Source organism: Nocardiopsis nanhaiensis (assembly GCF_054778635.1).
In genome coordinates this window covers 25,862-40,990 of sequence record NZ_BAAGZJ010000071.1, presented here as the reverse complement: position 1 = coordinate 40,990, position 15,129 = coordinate 25,862, and the positions used below count along the sequence as shown (strand labels likewise).

General features: G+C 70.2%; 13 protein-coding genes and 1 pseudogene. 9 read left to right on the top strand and 5 right to left on the bottom strand.

Annotation, left to right across the window (positions count from 1 at the left end):
* Window positions 1-193 precede the first annotated feature (193 nt).
* Window positions 194-361 (top strand): annotated as a pseudogene (locus ACYVD1_RS26490) (Uma2 family endonuclease); the annotation flags it as partial.
* A gap of 175 nt (window positions 362-536) precedes the next feature.
* On the opposite strand, the gene ACYVD1_RS26485 reads toward ACYVD1_RS26490, so the two are convergent.
* Window positions 537-788, bottom strand: a complete 252-nt coding sequence (locus ACYVD1_RS26485) for a type II toxin-antitoxin system antitoxin (RefSeq protein ID WP_460777195.1) — start codon at window positions 786-788, stop codon at window positions 537-539.
* A 16-nt stretch (window positions 789-804) separates the two neighbouring features.
* Window positions 805-1,713 (bottom strand): SPFH domain-containing protein, encoded by a 909-nt coding sequence (locus ACYVD1_RS26480; RefSeq protein ID WP_460777194.1) that lies wholly within the window; start codon window positions 1,711-1,713, stop codon window positions 805-807.
* 120 nt (window positions 1,714-1,833) lie between these two features.
* Here ACYVD1_RS26480 and ACYVD1_RS26475 point away from each other — a divergent pair, with 120 nt between their 5' ends.
* Both ACYVD1_RS26475 and ACYVD1_RS26470 read left to right on the top strand, forming a co-directional pair.
* Window positions 1,834-2,331, top strand: coding sequence for a PH domain-containing protein (locus tag ACYVD1_RS26475; RefSeq protein WP_460777193.1), 498 nt, complete (start codon window positions 1,834-1,836; stop codon window positions 2,329-2,331).
* Entirely contained in the window at window positions 2,328-4,226 is a 1,899-nt protein-coding gene (locus ACYVD1_RS26470) for a PH domain-containing protein (RefSeq protein ID WP_460777192.1), read from the top strand. The genes ACYVD1_RS26475 and ACYVD1_RS26470 overlap by 4 nt, the downstream gene beginning before the upstream one ends.
* A 171-nt stretch (window positions 4,227-4,397) precedes the next feature.
* On the opposite strand, the gene ACYVD1_RS26465 is transcribed toward ACYVD1_RS26470, so the two are convergent.
* Entirely contained in the window at window positions 4,398-4,751 is a 354-nt protein-coding gene (locus ACYVD1_RS26465; RefSeq protein WP_460749184.1) for an STAS domain-containing protein, read from the bottom strand.
* 460 nt (window positions 4,752-5,211) lie between these two features.
* On the opposite strand from ACYVD1_RS26465, the gene ACYVD1_RS26460 reads away from it, so the two are divergent.
* Entirely contained in the window at window positions 5,212-5,748 is a 537-nt protein-coding gene (locus tag ACYVD1_RS26460; RefSeq protein ID WP_460749049.1) for an NUDIX hydrolase family protein, read from the top strand.
* A 135-nt stretch (window positions 5,749-5,883) separates the two neighbouring features.
* Window positions 5,884-6,570 carry a nucleoside/nucleotide kinase family protein gene (locus tag ACYVD1_RS26455; protein WP_460777191.1) on the top strand — a complete coding sequence of 229 codons (687 nt, stop codon included), beginning with the start codon at window positions 5,884-5,886 and terminating at the stop codon, window positions 6,568-6,570.
* Here ACYVD1_RS26455 and ACYVD1_RS26450 read toward each other — a convergent pair.
* Entirely contained in the window at window positions 6,521-7,807 is a 1,287-nt protein-coding gene (locus tag ACYVD1_RS26450) for an NAD(P)/FAD-dependent oxidoreductase (protein ID WP_460777190.1), read from the bottom strand. The two genes, ACYVD1_RS26455 and ACYVD1_RS26450, sit on opposite strands and share 50 nt — an antisense overlap.
* Window positions 7,808-8,067: 260 nt before the next feature.
* On the opposite strand from ACYVD1_RS26450, the gene ACYVD1_RS26445 reads away from it, so the two are divergent.
* The 3 genes from ACYVD1_RS26445 (at window position 8,068) to ACYVD1_RS26435 (ending at window position 13,302) form a co-directional block, all read left to right on the top strand.
* On the top strand, window positions 8,068-9,429 hold the full coding sequence (locus ACYVD1_RS26445; protein WP_460777189.1) for an MFS transporter: 1,362 nt from the start codon (window positions 8,068-8,070) through the stop codon (window positions 9,427-9,429).
* A 253-nt stretch (window positions 9,430-9,682) separates the two neighbouring features.
* Entirely contained in the window at window positions 9,683-11,032 is a 1,350-nt protein-coding gene (locus ACYVD1_RS26440) for an FG-GAP repeat domain-containing protein (protein WP_460777188.1), read from the top strand.
* 491 nt (window positions 11,033-11,523) lie between these two features.
* Entirely contained in the window at window positions 11,524-13,302 is a 1,779-nt protein-coding gene (locus ACYVD1_RS26435) for a sensor histidine kinase (protein WP_460777186.1), read from the top strand.
* 132 nt (window positions 13,303-13,434) lie between these two features.
* Here ACYVD1_RS26435 and ACYVD1_RS26430 read toward each other — a convergent pair whose 3' ends face one another.
* Complete coding sequence (locus ACYVD1_RS26430; RefSeq protein ID WP_460777185.1) at window positions 13,435-14,091, bottom strand: response regulator; 657 nt, start codon at window positions 14,089-14,091, stop codon at window positions 13,435-13,437.
* Window positions 14,092-14,434: 343 nt separating this feature from the next.
* Between ACYVD1_RS26430 and ACYVD1_RS26425 the strand changes: the two genes are divergently transcribed.
* The gene (locus ACYVD1_RS26425; RefSeq protein ID WP_460777184.1) at window positions 14,435-15,004 is read left to right on the top strand and encodes a pyridoxamine 5'-phosphate oxidase family protein; all 570 of its coding nucleotides are present in this window, start codon (window positions 14,435-14,437) and stop codon (window positions 15,002-15,004) included.
* The last annotated feature ends 125 nt before the right edge of the window (window positions 15,005-15,129 follow it).

Genomic DNA, 15,129 nt, shown 5'->3' with positions numbered 1-15,129 from the left:
TCAGCACAGCACACACCTCCCTCCTCGATCCTGGACAGGACCGTAGCGGGAGGGTGTGACTTTTCTGAGCGGGGGCGGTTATCCCCGCCCTGAAGGGACGGGGTCTGCACCGCCCAAAACCAGATCACCGTGCGCCGGATCTGTCGGTAGTCGGTACGGGGGCGGTCACGAACACTTACCTGAATAACCTCCCCTGCTCGTCGTGGAGGCGACCTCCCCGGAGAGCGTCCTGCGCGACCACCACGTCAGACTTCGCGAGTACGCGGCGTTCGGAATCCCCTCGTACTGGATCGTCACGCCTGACCATGAGACAGGGATGACCAGCATCCTGGAGTTCCGGCTCGAGAACAGCGCCTACACACTGAGCGTTCGGGCCTTCGGCGAGGAGACCTTCAGGACCGGTTCGCCCTTTCCCATGAGCATCGTTCCGCAGTGGCTCGCGCGGACGGAGGGAGACTGGCGCAGCACATCAGTGGACCCGTGGACTGATGCCCACAGACGCGGAGCCGGGTGTCCCCCTCGGGCACCCGGCTCCGTCAAGTCTGGTCCGGCTCGTCCTCAGCGTCCTCGCTCCCGGCGACGGGTTCGTCGGCCTCGGTCTTGCGGGGCCGACCCCTCTTGGGGATGCCTCCGGCGTCCTTGGGCATCCGGCCCGCATCGTCCAGGGCGCGGCGCAGCAGGTACTCGATCTGGGCGTTGGTACTGCGCAGCTCATTCCCGGCCCAGCGCGCGAGCGCGTCGTGGACGGCGGGGTCGAGCCGCAGCAATACCTTCTTGCGCTCGGGCACGGCACCTCACCCGGGTCTACTGGTACAGGGTCCCGGTGTTGACGACGGGACTGGCTGGGCGGTCCGAACAGAGCACCACGAGCAGGTTGCTGACCATGGCGGCCTTGCGCTCCTCGTCGAGGTCGACCACGTCCTCGTCGGAGAGGCGTTCCAGGGCGCGGTCGACCAGGCTGACGGCGCCCTCGACGATCTCGGCGCGGGCGGCGATCATGGCGCTGGCCTGCTGGCGCTGCAGCATCGCCTGGGCGATCTCGGGCGCGTAGGCCAGGTGGGTGAACCGGGACTCCACGATCTTCACGCCCGCCGCGTCGACCCGTTCTGCGACCTCCTTGGAGAGCTGCTCGGTGATGGCGTCGGCGCTGTCGCGCAGGGAGAGGTCGGTGCTCTCGCCGTAGGAGTCATAGGGGTACTTGCCCGCGATGTGGCGGACCGCGGCCTCGGTCTGGGTGGAGACGAACTGGATGAAGTCGTCGACCTCGAAGGAGGCCCGCGCGGTGTCCTCCACCTGCCAGACTACGACGGCCGCGATCTCGATCGGGCTGCCGGAGGCGTCGTTGACCTTCATGACGGAGGTCTCGTGGTTGCGGATCCGGGTGGAGATCGCCCTGCGCACGGTGAGCGGGTTGACCCAGCGCAGGCCGTCGGTGCGGATGGTGCCGACGTAGCGGCCGAAGAACTGTACGACCTGGGCCTCGTTGGGCGCGACCATCGTCAGCCCGAAGGCCAGGGCGAGGCCCACGGCGGCCACCACGATGCCGATGGCGACGAAGATGACGGGGAACCCGGCCAGGGCCAGGAGCGCGATCCCGGTGCCGACTAGGAACAGTACGACAGAGACCACGAACATGGGAATCCCGCCGGAACCGAAGGCTACGCGCTCGCGGTACTGGGGTGCGGGCCTGGTGACACTCGAAGCGTCGCTCATACGCCTTCCGTCCTCTTGGGGCGTCACCCGTTCAGGTGATGACTTGAGCATAGCATTGTGATATCACTTTTAATAGTCGGCCCACCCTCAGGGCCCCGATCGAGAGGAGAGGTGGCCGGGATGAGCACCGACGCTCTGCGCCTGCGACCGCCCAACCACCGCGTGAACCGGCGTGCCATCTGGTGGTGGACGGCGCAGTCCGCGGCCGTGACGGTCGTCCTCACCGTGGTCCCCGCCGTGCCCGCCCTAATCTGGGAACCGGTGCAGTTCTGGTTCCTGCTCGCGGCCGGGGTCCTGGGCGGGATCGGGCTACTGATCACCGTGGTGATGCCGCAGTGGCGTTACCGGGTCCACCGCTGGGAAGTCACCGACACCGCCGTCTACACCTCCAGCGGGTGGGTCTGGCAGGAGTGGCGGGTCGCCCCGATGTCGCGCATCCAGACCGTCGACACGGCGCGCGGGCCACTACAGAGAGCGTTCGGCCTGTCGAGCGTGACGGTCACGACCGCCTCGGCCGCGGGCCCGATCGAGATCAGCGGCCTGGGCCACCAGCTGGCGACCGAGGTGGCCGACCAGCTCACCGACAGCACCCAGGCCGTACCGGGGGACGCAACGTGAGCTCCAACGACGACCACCGCCCCGACAAGGACCAACGCCCCGAAGAAGGGCATCAGCCGGAGGAGGGCCGCCGCCCAGAACCCGAGTCGGCGGCCGAGGCAAAGGCCCCCGCACAGCCGGATCCACCCGTGGCCGACGAGGCTTCCGGGGACGCCTCCGCAGACGCTCCGGAGGCCGCTGTCCCCGCGGATGCTCCCGCGGACACCGACCCCGAGGGCGACTGGGAGGGGCTGAACGCACTCAGCGTGTGGGCCAACACCGCCGTGGTTTCGGTGTTCGCGGTGCCGACCGCCATCATCGCGACCGTGCTCCTGGCCCTCGGCATCGTCGACGAGATCTCCGCGCTGTGGGCACTGCTTCCGCTGCCCGCCGTACTCGCCTTCATCGGCGTGATGACCTACATCGACCTCGTCCGGTTGCGCGCCGTCCGGTACCGGGTCACCGCCGAACGCATGGAGATGCGCTCGGGTGTCATCGCCAAGGCCTACCGCTCCATCCCGCGCGAACGCGTACGCAGCGTGGACGTGGCCGCCCCGATCTACGTACGGATCTTCGGCCTGTGCTCGGTGACGGTGGGAACCGGCGAGTCCGCCGGAGCAGGCGGCACGGACCAGCTGCAGCTGCAGTTCGTGACGGCGGAGCAGGGCGAGCAGCTGCGCCGCGAGCTCCTGCAGCGCACCCCGTCCACCGCGAAATCCGCGGACGGCGGCGAGACCGGCGACGGCTCCGATGCCGACGAGACCGAACTGGTCCGGTTGAACCCGCGCTGGTTCGCCTACGCGCCCGCCACCACCGCGACCTTCGGCATCGGGCTCGGTGTGATCGCCACCCTGATCGGTATCAACGCACAGAGCGGCGGGCACGGGTGGCGGTGGATCTCCGACCAGGCCGATCTGCCCAGCGGCCAGGAGATGTCCAGTTTCGTGATGGCCCAGCTCTTGCTGGTCGTGCCGCTGGCCCTGTTCGGCCTGCTGCTGTCCGGCGTGGTCGTCTTGGTCCTCGCCGCGGTGGAGACCTGGTGGGACTACCGGCTCATCCGCGAGGCCGACGGTACGGTGCGGCTGCGCCGGGGACTGCTCACCAGCGTGTCGCTGTCCGTGGAGGGCTGCCGCCTCAACGGTGTGGTCCTGCACGAGCCGTTCGTGCTGCGCTCGGTGCGCGGGGCGTCCATCCGGGCGGTGGCGACAGGGCTGTCCGCGGGTGATGCGCAGAAGACCGCGGCCAAGAGCCGCCTGTCCCCCGCCATGCCCCGGACGCGCGCCCGCGAGCTGGGGGCCGCCCTGATGCGCGAGCCCGACTCCGCGTTGGAGGCGCCGCTGGCCCGGCACCCGAAGGCGGCGCTGCGCCGCCGCTTCACCCGCGCCACGGTCGTCTCCCTCATGGCCTTCGCCCTGGCCGGCGGGCTCATATGGCTGCAGCAGTGGGCCACCGAGGCTTGGTGGGAGGTGCTGCGGCAGGCGGAAGAGCAGATCATACCGATCCCGCTGGTCGCCTCGACCGCCGAGTCCACCCCTGCTTGGGGGTGGTTCGTGGTGGCACTGCTGTTCGCCGCGGTGGCGTACTGGTACGCGCTCGGCTCCTACCGGGGCCTGGGCCACGGTCTGCATCCGAAGTACCTGGTGGTCCGCAGGGGCATGGGGGTCCGCGACACCGTCACCCTGGAGCGCTCGTCGGTGATCGGCTGGCGCATCACCCGCTCGCCGTTCCAGCGCAGGCTCGGGCTGGCCAACGTCTCGGCGACCACGGCCTCCGGCAACGGCATGTACACCGCGGGGGACGTCGGGTTGGGCCAGGGCCTGGGGTGGGCGGACGAGGCCGTCCCCGACCTCCTCGCGCCCTTCCTGGAACGCCCTGAGGGGGCCGACAAGCCGGAGCGCCCGTCCGCACTTCCCTGAGCCTCCCTCGGACGAGCGTTCCTTGAGCTCGCCCCCTTTGAGGGCGGGGCGGCAGAGTGCGGGGCGGCGCCCCAGGGGCGGGTCAGACACGGACGCGAAACCCCTTCGGCCGCGGCGAACGCGGCGGGAAGGGTTTCGCGGGTTCGGGACGGTGCCAGCTCCGGCCCTGCTTCAGCGGACGGGGTTGTCGAAGATGGGTTCGCCGTCGACGCGCAGTCCGCTGGTGTGCGTCAGCGCCATCTCCACCATGGGGTAGATCTCGAACAGGCGCCGCATGCCGAGGGCGTCGAGTACACGCGCGGCGATGGGAGAGGCTTCAGCGAGGACCACGTGTCGGCCCTGCCGGGTCAGCACCTGGTAGGCGGCGACCAGGGCGCGCACGCCGCTGGCGTCGAAGAAGCCCAGGCCGGACATGTCCACGACCAGGCAGTCGCACCGGGAGGCCTCCGCTGCCTGGAGCAGCCGATCACGGAGGTGGTCGGCGGTGGCCAGGTCCACTTCGCCGTGGACGCGTACCACCGTCACTCCCGTACAGGGGAAACGCTCCCGGGCCGAGAACAGGGCATCCTTCGCCACTCGTCCACCTCTCACCGGACGTAACCTTTCCACTACGCAACCGCGTACGAGATCGTAACCTCTCCAGTGAGGTTCCGGGAGGTTTTCCGTGAGAAAACCCGACGAATTCTCGCTGGAGTGGTTTCACGGACACCCGGGGTGCCACTGCCCACGGTGTTCTTCCGCGATCCCGTCCGGGCCCCGTACGCACAGGGCCCGCACCCCTCTCTCTCGGACACTCCCGAATACCCACCCGCACCGTGCGTTCCGCGCGCCCGTGCGGTAAAAGCGGTACTTGGACACCCGTGTGACGGCCGGTGCCCCGGTTCCCCCTGGGGAACGGGGCCGCCGACCGGCCCCAGGGACACGCAGAGAGCGAAGGGAGGGAGCGGTCCGCCCGCTGCCGCGCAGACGGACGACCGCGAACCCGATGACCGAAACCGCTGACACCCAGCCCGGCTGGTTCTCCCCCGAAGAGTTGGAGAGCGTCCGCGCCCGCATGCCCGTGCTCTATGTCCAGGCGGTGCCCGTCCGGGTGGACGAGTCCGGGTCGGTGACCCACGTGGGCCTGCTCATGCGCGCCGACCCCGACGGCACCTTCAACCGGTCGGTGGTCTCCGGTCGGGTCCTGTACCACGAGCGGGTCCGGGACGCGCTCGTGCGCCACCTGGAGAAGGACCTGGGTCCGGTCGCGCTGCCCCGCATCCCCAGCTCTCCCCAACCGTTCACGGTCGCCGAGTACTTCCCCACCCCGGGCATCACCCCGTTCCACGACCCCCGCCAGCACGCAGTGGCCATGGCCTACGTCGTGCCGGTGAGCGGGGACTGCCAGCCCCGCCAGGACGCCCTGGACCTGGTGTGGTTCACCCCCGATGAGGCCACCAGCCCGCAGGTGCGCGAGGACATGCCCGGCGGTCAGGGCATCCTGGTCCGGCAGGCCCTCGCCTTCGTCGGCCACGCGCCCTAACCCGGACGCGCACCGGGCCCGCAGAACCCCCGGGCCCGACGGAAGCCCGGGCCCCGCGGCCGTCCCTCGGCGGCGGGGCCCGCTCACGTGCAGCGGGGCCCGGGCACACGGCGCTCACGCCCTAGGCTGTCAACCATGCTCGACTCCCTCGTCGCCGATGTCCTCGACCTGGTCCCTGAGGCCCCCACCGAAGGCCCCGCCCGTGTGGTGCTCGGGCTGACCGGCGCCCCCGCGGCGGGAAAGTCCACCCTGGCGCGCTACCTGGTGCGCATGGTGGACCAGCGGTCGGGCCGCCCCGGTACCGCCGGCTACCTGCCCATGGACGGTTTCCACCTGTCCAACGCCCAGCTGAACCGGTTGGGCCGTCGGAACCGCAAGGGTGCCCCGGACACCTTCGACGCGCACGGATACGTGGCCATGGTGCGGCGGCTGCTCACCGAGACGGACCACGCGGTCTACGTCCCAGACTACGACCGCAGGCTGCACGAGCCGATCGCCGCCCAGCACGTGGTGGAACCGCACACCCGACTCGTCGTGACCGAGGGCAACTACCTCGCGAGTGACGAGGAGCCCTGGGCACGGCTCCGAGGGCTGTTCACGGAGCTGTGGTACGTCGAGGCCGAGGACCGAGTGCGTGAACGCCGCCTGCAGCGGCGCCAGATGGCCGGCGGGGCGAGCGTGAGCGCCGCCAAGGAGTGGGTCGCGCGCAGCGACCGGCCCAACGGTGAGTTCGTGAAGGCGTTTCGGGACAACTGCACCCGGGTGGTGCGGGTCAGCGGGGTTCCCAGGAGCCGGTCCTCGGACCGCTACTCGGCGCGCTGAGCGACCCGGGCGCACGGCCCCGTCCGACGCCCCGGCCGAGGTGGCGGCGGACGAAGCGCCGGGCCGCCCAGCGGGCCAGTGCCAGGTACTGGTTGGGCTGGCGCTGGCCGCCCTTCGCCCCGTTGTAGACGCCGCGAAGAGCGGAGACCACGATGAGCTCCTTGTAGAGGGCGGCCAGCCGACCGGTGAGGACGAAGCGGCCCGGGGAGTCGTCACCGCGCACGAACTGGATGTACCCGTCCCCGCGCCCCAGGCTCACGCACTGGAACAGGTAGCCGAACGTGGACGGCCGGGGCTCCTTCCCCGCCGCGCGGGCGACGGCCGTGTCCGCGGCGCTCCACCCCATGGGAAGGCCCATGGCGCACGACATCCGGAGGGGCTGGCCGTCCGCCCCGGGCGCGTTCGCCGCGTCTCCCACCACGAGCACGTCGGGGTGGGAGACCGAGCGCTGGGCTCCGTCGACCACGGCCCGGCCGTCGTCGTCCACGGTGAGTCCGGCCTCGGCGGCTAAGCCGGCCATCGTGAACCCCGCGTTCCAGACGACGAGGTCGGCGGGGACACGGGAGCTGTCGGCCAGCAAGAGGCCCTCGGCGTCCACCTCCGCCACGGAGGCGTGTTCGCGAACACTGACACCCAGGCGGCGCAGGACCCGGTGGACGTGGGAGCGCCCGCGCGGGCTGGCCCCGTCCGCGACGCGGCCCCGGGTGACGAGTTCGATCCGCAGGCCGGGATGGCTCTCCGCGAACTCGGTGGCCACCTCCAGGCCGGTGAGGCCGCCGCCGACGACCGCGAGGGTGCGGGTCCTCGCGTCCCGGGCGCGTCCGGCCAGGGCGCGTGCGTCCGGCAGAGAAGCGGAGGTGAGGGCGTGTTCGGCGGCGCCGGGGGCACCGTTCCGGGCGGCACCGCTGCCGATCGCGTACACGAGTGTGTCGTAGTCGAGCTCCCGTTCCTCCCGTTCGGTGCGCACTCTGACCGTGCGCCGTTCCGTGTCGATGTGCTCGGCCCAGCCGACGACCAGGTCGATTCCGGTGCCATCGAGAGCGTCGGGCAGCGGGTGGACCGCGACGTCCTGTCCGGCGGCCACCTGGTGCAGGCGGACCCGTTCGACGAAGTCGGAGGTGGCGTTGACCAGGGTCACGCGGAGATCGATCCGGGCGCGGCGGGCTTGGTGCGCGGCCCGACCTGCCGCGGCGAGCCCCGCGTAGCCGGCGCCGAGGACGAGGAGTTCGTGTGCCATGGGTCTTCCTTCGTCAAGCGGTACGAGTGCGTTCGATCCACATGACGGGCCCTGGGTCCGGAAACGTGACACCGGCCCCGTGCCGCACGTCACTCAGGAGCCGCGAAGCCCGAGGGGGCACGGGATCTCGAAATCCATCCAGATGCCATGAAACAACCATGAATGGACCATGAGTCCACATACTAAGACAAATGTTTCATATGGTGTCGAAGGCGGCTAGCATCCTGCCATCCACCCGCACTGACCTGGAAAGAAGTCGCATGACGGACGTCGCCGAAGACACCCCGTCGCCGCAACGGCCACAGACCGAGACGGCGGACCCACCGACCAACCCGAAACGGAAGGTCCTCACGGCGAGCCTCGTGGGCACGTCCATCGAGTTCTACGACTTCTACATCTACGCGACCGCCGCCGTCCTGGTCTTTCCGTACCTGTTCTTCCCCGAGGGCGACATGATGGCGGCCCGGCTGCAGTCGCTGGCGACCTTCGCCATCGCCTTCGTGGCCCGACCGATCGGCTCGTGGGTGTTCGGGCACTTCGGCGACCGGATCGGCCGCAAAGCCACCCTGGTGGCGTCCCTGCTGACCATGGGCATCGCCACCATCGCGATCGGCCTGCTGCCGACCTACGCCCAGATCGGCGTGGCCGCCCCGCTGCTGCTGGCGGTCTGCCGGTTCGGCCAGGGCCTGGGCCTGGGTGGCGAATGGGGCGGCGCGGCCCTGCTGGCCACCGAGAACGCTCCCCCCGGCAAGCGCGGCTTCTACGGAACGTTCCCGCAGCTGGGCGCGCCGATCGGTTTCTTCCTCGCCAACGGTGTCTTCCTGGTCCTGAGCCAGGCGATGAGTGATGAAGCCTTCCTGGCCTACGGCTGGCGGATCCCGTTCCTGCTCTCGACCGTGCTGATCATCGTCGGCCTGTGGGTGCGCCTGACCCTGCACGAGACCCCCGCCTTCGCCAAGGTCGTGGCCTCCGGCGAGCGCGTCAAGACACCCATCGTCGAGGTGTTCCGCAGTAACTGGCCCGCCGTGCTCATCGGCACCCTGATCATGGTCGCCACCTACGTGCTCTTCTACTTGATGACCGTCTTCTCCTTGGGCTTCGGCACCGACCCGGAGAACGGGCTGGGGTACGAGCGCACCGAGTTCCTGGTCTTCCTGCTGATCGGCGTCCTGTTCTTCGGCCTGTTCACCCCGGTCTCCGGGCTGCTCGCGGACCGGTTCGGCCGCCGACCCACCCTGATCACGGTCACCGTGGCGATCATCGTGTTCGGCTTCGCCATGGGCCCGCTCATGGGCAGCGGCGGAACCGTCGGCGTGATGGCCTTCCTCATCATCGGCCTGTCCCTCATGGGTCTGACCTTCGGCCCGATGGCCGCGGTGCTGCCGGAGCTGTTCCCGACCAAGGTGCGCTACACCGGCGCCTCGGCCGCCTACAACCTGGCCAGCCTCCTAGGTGCCTCGTTCGCGCCCTACATCGCGACCTGGCTCGCGGGTACCTTCGGTCTGGGGTGGGTCGGCGGCTACCTGGTCCTGGTCGGCCTGATCACCCTGGGCGCGCTCCTGGTCAGCCGGGAGACCCGGCACGACGACCTGGACGACATCTCCGCCAAGGTGACCAACTGACCCGTTGACCTGTCAGGAGCCCCCACCTCCCCGAACCCCCACCTCCCCAGGGCGGGCCGGACGGCGCGAGCCGACCGGCCCGCCCTTCGCGTGTGCGCGGCGGGGTGCGGATCCGGTGCGGTGCGGTGCGCATGCACCCTTCCCGGTTCCCGGTACCGAAGGAAACCTGCACCCACATTTTCGGGAGGGTAAACGGCCTTTACCGCCGCGGCGTCGTACGCACAACAGATTCACAACTGCGGCGGAAGACACCATGAAGCACCAGATCACCCTCACACCCCTGCTGGCCGCGGCCCTGCTCGCGATAGCCGGTTGCAGCACACCCACCGCCGACATGACCGCCGCCGAGACCATGGACGGCGGCGGCGCGGACGTGCCCGACGACGTCAACGGCGACGGCTTCCCCGACCTGCCGATCGACGGGAACCAGGGCGGCGCGGACGCCGGCGAGCCGTACGTGGGGGTGCTGTTCGGCGGTGAGAACGGGCTCGATCCCCACAACGGAGTCACCCTGACCCGCTCCGACCTGGGCCTGCCCGACAACGGCGAACCGCTCACGGTCCTGGACACCGGCGACCTCGACGGCGACGGGTACACGGACCTGATCGTCGACGCCGGGAGCGGCTTCGTCGTGTGGGGAGGCCCGGACGGGCCCACCGGAGAGGCCGTACCGCTCCCCTGGCTGGACATGGACGATCCGACCGGCATGAACGCGGTGTCCCTGGCCGTCGGCGACCTCGACGGCGACGGCCACACCGACGTGGCCGTGCTCGACCGCCTCCAGGGAACCCCGGTCGACGAGTACGAGACCGCCTACCACCGCGGCCCCTTCGACCGGGACGGCTCCCCCGCCGAGACCCGGGACCTGCCGCTGCCCGACGACGCCCAGGACGCCAGCCTGGAGGTCTTCGACGCCGACGGGGACGCGGCGGAGGACCTGCTGCTGGTCCGCGGTTCGGACGAGTCACCCGTCAGCCACCTGGTGCTGCGCTCGGGCCCCGAGGGCCCCGTACAGGAGGTCCTGGGCGACACCGCCCCCTCACACGCGTACGCGACCGGCGACTTCAACGCCGACGGCAGTACCGACCTGCTCATCGGGGTGAGCGGTATCCCCAACAACGAGCCTGGCCACGACGACGAACTGCATCCGGGATACGCCGACACTTACGGGGGCGCCGACGGATTCCTGGACGCGGAGCCGGTCCGCCTCACCCTGGACAGCGAGGGCGTTCCCGGCGAGTCCGAGGACGGTGACGGGTTCGGCAACGGATTCCTGGTCGGCGACGTGACCGGCGACGGCCACGACGACGCCGTGGTCATGACCGGTCCGGGCTACGCCTATGAGACAGTGACGGTCCTGCTCGGCGGCCCCGACGGCCTGACCGGTGAGGGTTCCGCCGCGCTGCCGGTACCGGACACCTCCGACCTGGGCTCCTACCGCCACCACGCGCTGGCGGACTACGACGGCGACGGATACGCCGACCTTCTGCTGAGCACCGCCCACCCGGCGAGCCCCAGCGCGAGCGACGGCTACCTGCTGTACCGGGGCGGGCCCGAGGGCCTCGACCCGGAGCCGCTGGAGTTCACCGCCGAAGGGCTCTAGCCCCGCTGGAAGAGGCGGCCGCGAACTCGGGCCGGTTCGAGCTGTGGACAACGGCCGAACCGGCCCTCCCCGGCCTAAGCTTGAGGGCAGCCCTCGACGTCTCCCCCTCCCGGAGCAGACCCGTGTACGAAGCAGCACTCAAGCTGGGCGTCAACAATCCGACCGTGGAGATGCCCGGCTCTGTTGACGAGATCTGACCGGGGCGGAACTGCTCGGGTGGCGCGGGATGATCCCTTCCATTCCAGAAAGCACCGGGACGAACTGCTGGTGCCTTCTACGGGCGTTTCATATGTTTTGACGGGTTATAGAGGTCCCTGCAGAAAGGGGCCTTTCGACTCTTGCGCGGAACACTGTTCTAGTCGGGAGAAGCACCTGATCAGTGGTGGTGACACGGGGCACGGAGCAGATACCGCAGGCGGCTACGAACCCGGAAAGTGCGGCCCTAGACTCGGTTATAGCCCTGAGACCGCGCAGTCGGAAATGAGTCCCCTATGAGCGAGCCAGACGGCGATCCACACGACCTCGACGGGCAGGACCGGCTGTCACTCCCCCGGGTGGGGCTGGACGACCTGCTCGACGAAGTCCGGCACCGCATGGCGGAGATCTCCCAGACTCAGGAGCGCATCCGGACGCTTTTGGAGGCGGTCGTCTCCATCGGGGAGGGGCTCGAACTCGAACCGCTCCTCATGCGCATCACCGAGACCGCCACCCGGCTGGTCAACGCACGCTACGGCGCTCTGGGGGTGATCGGCCCCGACGGGAACATGAGCCGGTTCATTCCCGTGGGCCTGGAGCCGCACGAGATCGCGTGTATCGACCACTGGCCCAAGGGCGAGGGGATCCTCGGACTCCTCATCAAGGAGCCCGAACCCCTCCGGCTCCGGGACGTGCGCGACCATCCCGAGTCGCGCGGCTTCCCCGAGGGCCACCCGCCGATGCACACCTTCCTCGGGGTGCCCATCCGTATCCGCGACCAGGTCTTCGGCAACCTCTACATGACCGACAAGACCGACGGCGCGGAGTTCACCGGAGACGACGAGCTCCTCTTGCGGGCGCTGGCCACGGCTGCCGGTACCGCGATCGAGAACGCGCAGCTGTTCGCGCAGACGCAGAGCCGCGAGACCTGGTTGGACGCCTCGGGGCAGATCACCACACGGCTGCTGTCCGGCGCGGCCCCGGAGGAGGTTCTGCGACTGGTCGCGCGGCGGGCCCGGACGATGGCGCACGCCGACGTCGCCGTGATCGCCATGCCCGGTGAGGAGCCCGAGACTCTCACCGTGCGGGTGTGGGACGGCCCCGAGGACCAGTGCCAGACCCTGGCCACGGGTGCCCAGGGTGCCACGCTGACCCGGGCCGCCGACACCCTGCTCGGCGGGGTCTACCTGAGCGGGACCCCGGTGCGCACCGACGTCTCGGCCACCGAGCACGAGGGGGCGGGTTTCCTCACCCGGATGGGGATCGGCCCGGCACTGGTGCTGCCCTTCGGTCCGCCCGACGGCGCCAGGGGTGTCCTGGTGCTCGGCCGCAACCAGGACCGGGAGCTCTTCCAGAACAGCTGGTTGAGCATGCTTTCCTCGTTCGCCAACCAGGCGGCGGTCGCCTTGGAGCTGGCCGAGACCCGGTTGGACTCCGAGCGGCTGAGCGTGCTCGAGGACCGGGACCGCATCGCCCGGGACCTGCATGACACGGTCATTCAGCGGCTGTACGCCACCGCCATCACGCTGATGGGCACCGTGCGGCGGATCGACGACTCGACCTCGGCCAAGCGCGTGCAGAGCGCCGTCGACGACCTGGACGACACCATCCGGCAGATCCGGTCCACGATCTTCGCCCTGCAGAGCTCCGCCGACGACGACACCTCGTGGTTGCGCTCCCAGGTCCTGGAGCTGGTCAACGCCACCGCCGAGACGCTGGGTTTCGCGCCGCGCCTGCTCACCCAGGGGCCGATCGACAACGCGGTGGACGAGCGGACGGGCGAGCACCTGGTCGCGGTGTTGCGCGAGCTCCTGTCCAACACCGCCCGCCACGCCGGGGCCACCACCGCGGACGTCGAGCTGTCGGTGGGCGGTGACGAGGTGGTGCTGCGGGTCTCCGACAACGGCCGGGGCATCCCGGAGGGTGCGGCCCGCAGCGGCCTGCGCAACCTCACCTCGCGCGCCGAGGAACTGGGCGGGACGATGGCGGTGGCGACCGGGCCCGGAGAGGGCACCGTGGTCGAGTGGTCGGCCCCGGTCCAGCACCCGGACGAGGACGAGGGCCCCGCGGGCTGACCCCGGGACCGGGTGCGGTGCTCCTGAGACACCCCACGCACCGGAACGGGCCGCTCCCTCAAGGGCAGCCCGTTGGCGCGGTTGCTGACGCGCGGCTTCCTCCGACCCGGCGGCCGGGGCCGGGCGGCGTGCTCAGGCAGTCTGGTCCATGGAGAGGCGCACCGCGTAGGCGGCCGCCTGGGTGCGGCGGGCCATTCCGAGCTTGGCGAGCACGCGGGACACGTAGTTCTTCACGGTCTTCTCCGCCAGGTACATCCGGGCGCCGATCTCCCGGTTGGTCAGGCCCTCACCGATGAGTTCCAGGACGCGCCGCTCCTGTTCGGTGAGCTCGCTCAGCGGGTCCGTGCGTCCGGCCTCCTCACGGAGCCGCTTGAGCATGCGCGCGGTGGACTCGGGGTCGAGCAGGGACCGGCCCTGGGCGACCGTGCGTACGGCGCCGACCAGGTCGGTGCCGTGGATCTGCTTGAGGATGTAGCCGGACGCCCCCGCCATGACCGCGCCGTAGAGCGCCTCGTCGTCGGAGTAGGACGTGAGCATGAGCATGCGGGTCTCCGGGAGCATCGAACGGATGTCCCGGCACACGGTGACGCCGTCGCCGTCGGGGAGCCGCACGTCGAGCACGACCACGTCGGGTTCGAGCGCGGGGACCCTGGCCAGGGCCTGCGCGGCGGTTCCGGCCTCGCCGACCACCGTGATGCCGTCCTCGTCGTCGAGGAGTGATCCGACCCCTCGCCGGACGATCTCGTGGTCGTCTACCAGGAACACCCGGATCGATCTGTCGCCGCCCATCAGGTGCACACCTCCTCAGCGCTGGTGACCTGAGGCGGCACGGCCGCCTTGGTTTGTGGGGTTCGCCCGTCGCCCCGTACCCGGAGCGCCTTCGGTCGGATCCGTTCCGGCGTTCCGGGCGCTGGTCGGGGGCTCGGGCCTCACCTCTCCAGCCTAGACAGCGACGGCCGCCACCAGGTGAGTCGAACGTCCCTTTTCGTTTGAGGCGAGTGTCCCGACGGGTAGTGCGCCGACGAGGACCTTTGCCGTCCTTCGGGGGGCTCGCGACCCCTGCCTTCGGGGCCGCGAGCAGCAATGATGGTGGGGTCGGGAACTGAAGGCGCCAATCTTCGGGGGACTTGTGATGGCTGGAACAAGCGGTGCTGACGCGTCCGCGCAGGGGCGGGGTTCGGTTGCGGGTCCGACCCCGCCTCCGGAGCAGCGGACGGCATCCGACGAGTTCGCGGGAACCGAACGCCTCGGGGAGGACGACCAGTTGCTGGTCGGGGCCGACCTGGCCGACAACGAGGAGGCCAGTTTCACCGTCCTGGAGCGCCAGACCTGCCTCAACCTGATGGCCACGCGAGACATCGGTCGGGTGGCCTTCACCATCGACGGGGACGCCGCTCCGACCGTGCTCCCGGTCAACTACGCCCTGGTCAACGACACCATCGTATTCCGGTCCACGTTGGCGGGGACCATCATGCGGTACGGGCGCGGGTACGCGGCCTTCCAGGTGGACCACTTCGACGAGGAACGCCGTGAGGGCTGGAGCGTGCTTGCGTCAGGGCGCTGCCGGTGGATCCGTGACGCCGGGGAGCTGGAGCGGATCCCCCAGGGGCGCCTCCCCCAGCCCTGGGCGGAGGGCGAGCGCGACCAGGTCCTGAAGATCACTCCGGGCCGGGTGACTGGACGCGAGGTCCGCCGTCCCTGAGGTGTTCTCCGGCAGCTCGGACCCTTCGCAGGACAGCCCGGCTCCGTCATTGAACCTGTCGGCCCGGTGACCGCACTGGACAGATGTGGTCACCGGGCCTTTGGTGTTCTTGTCCCCCGAACGGG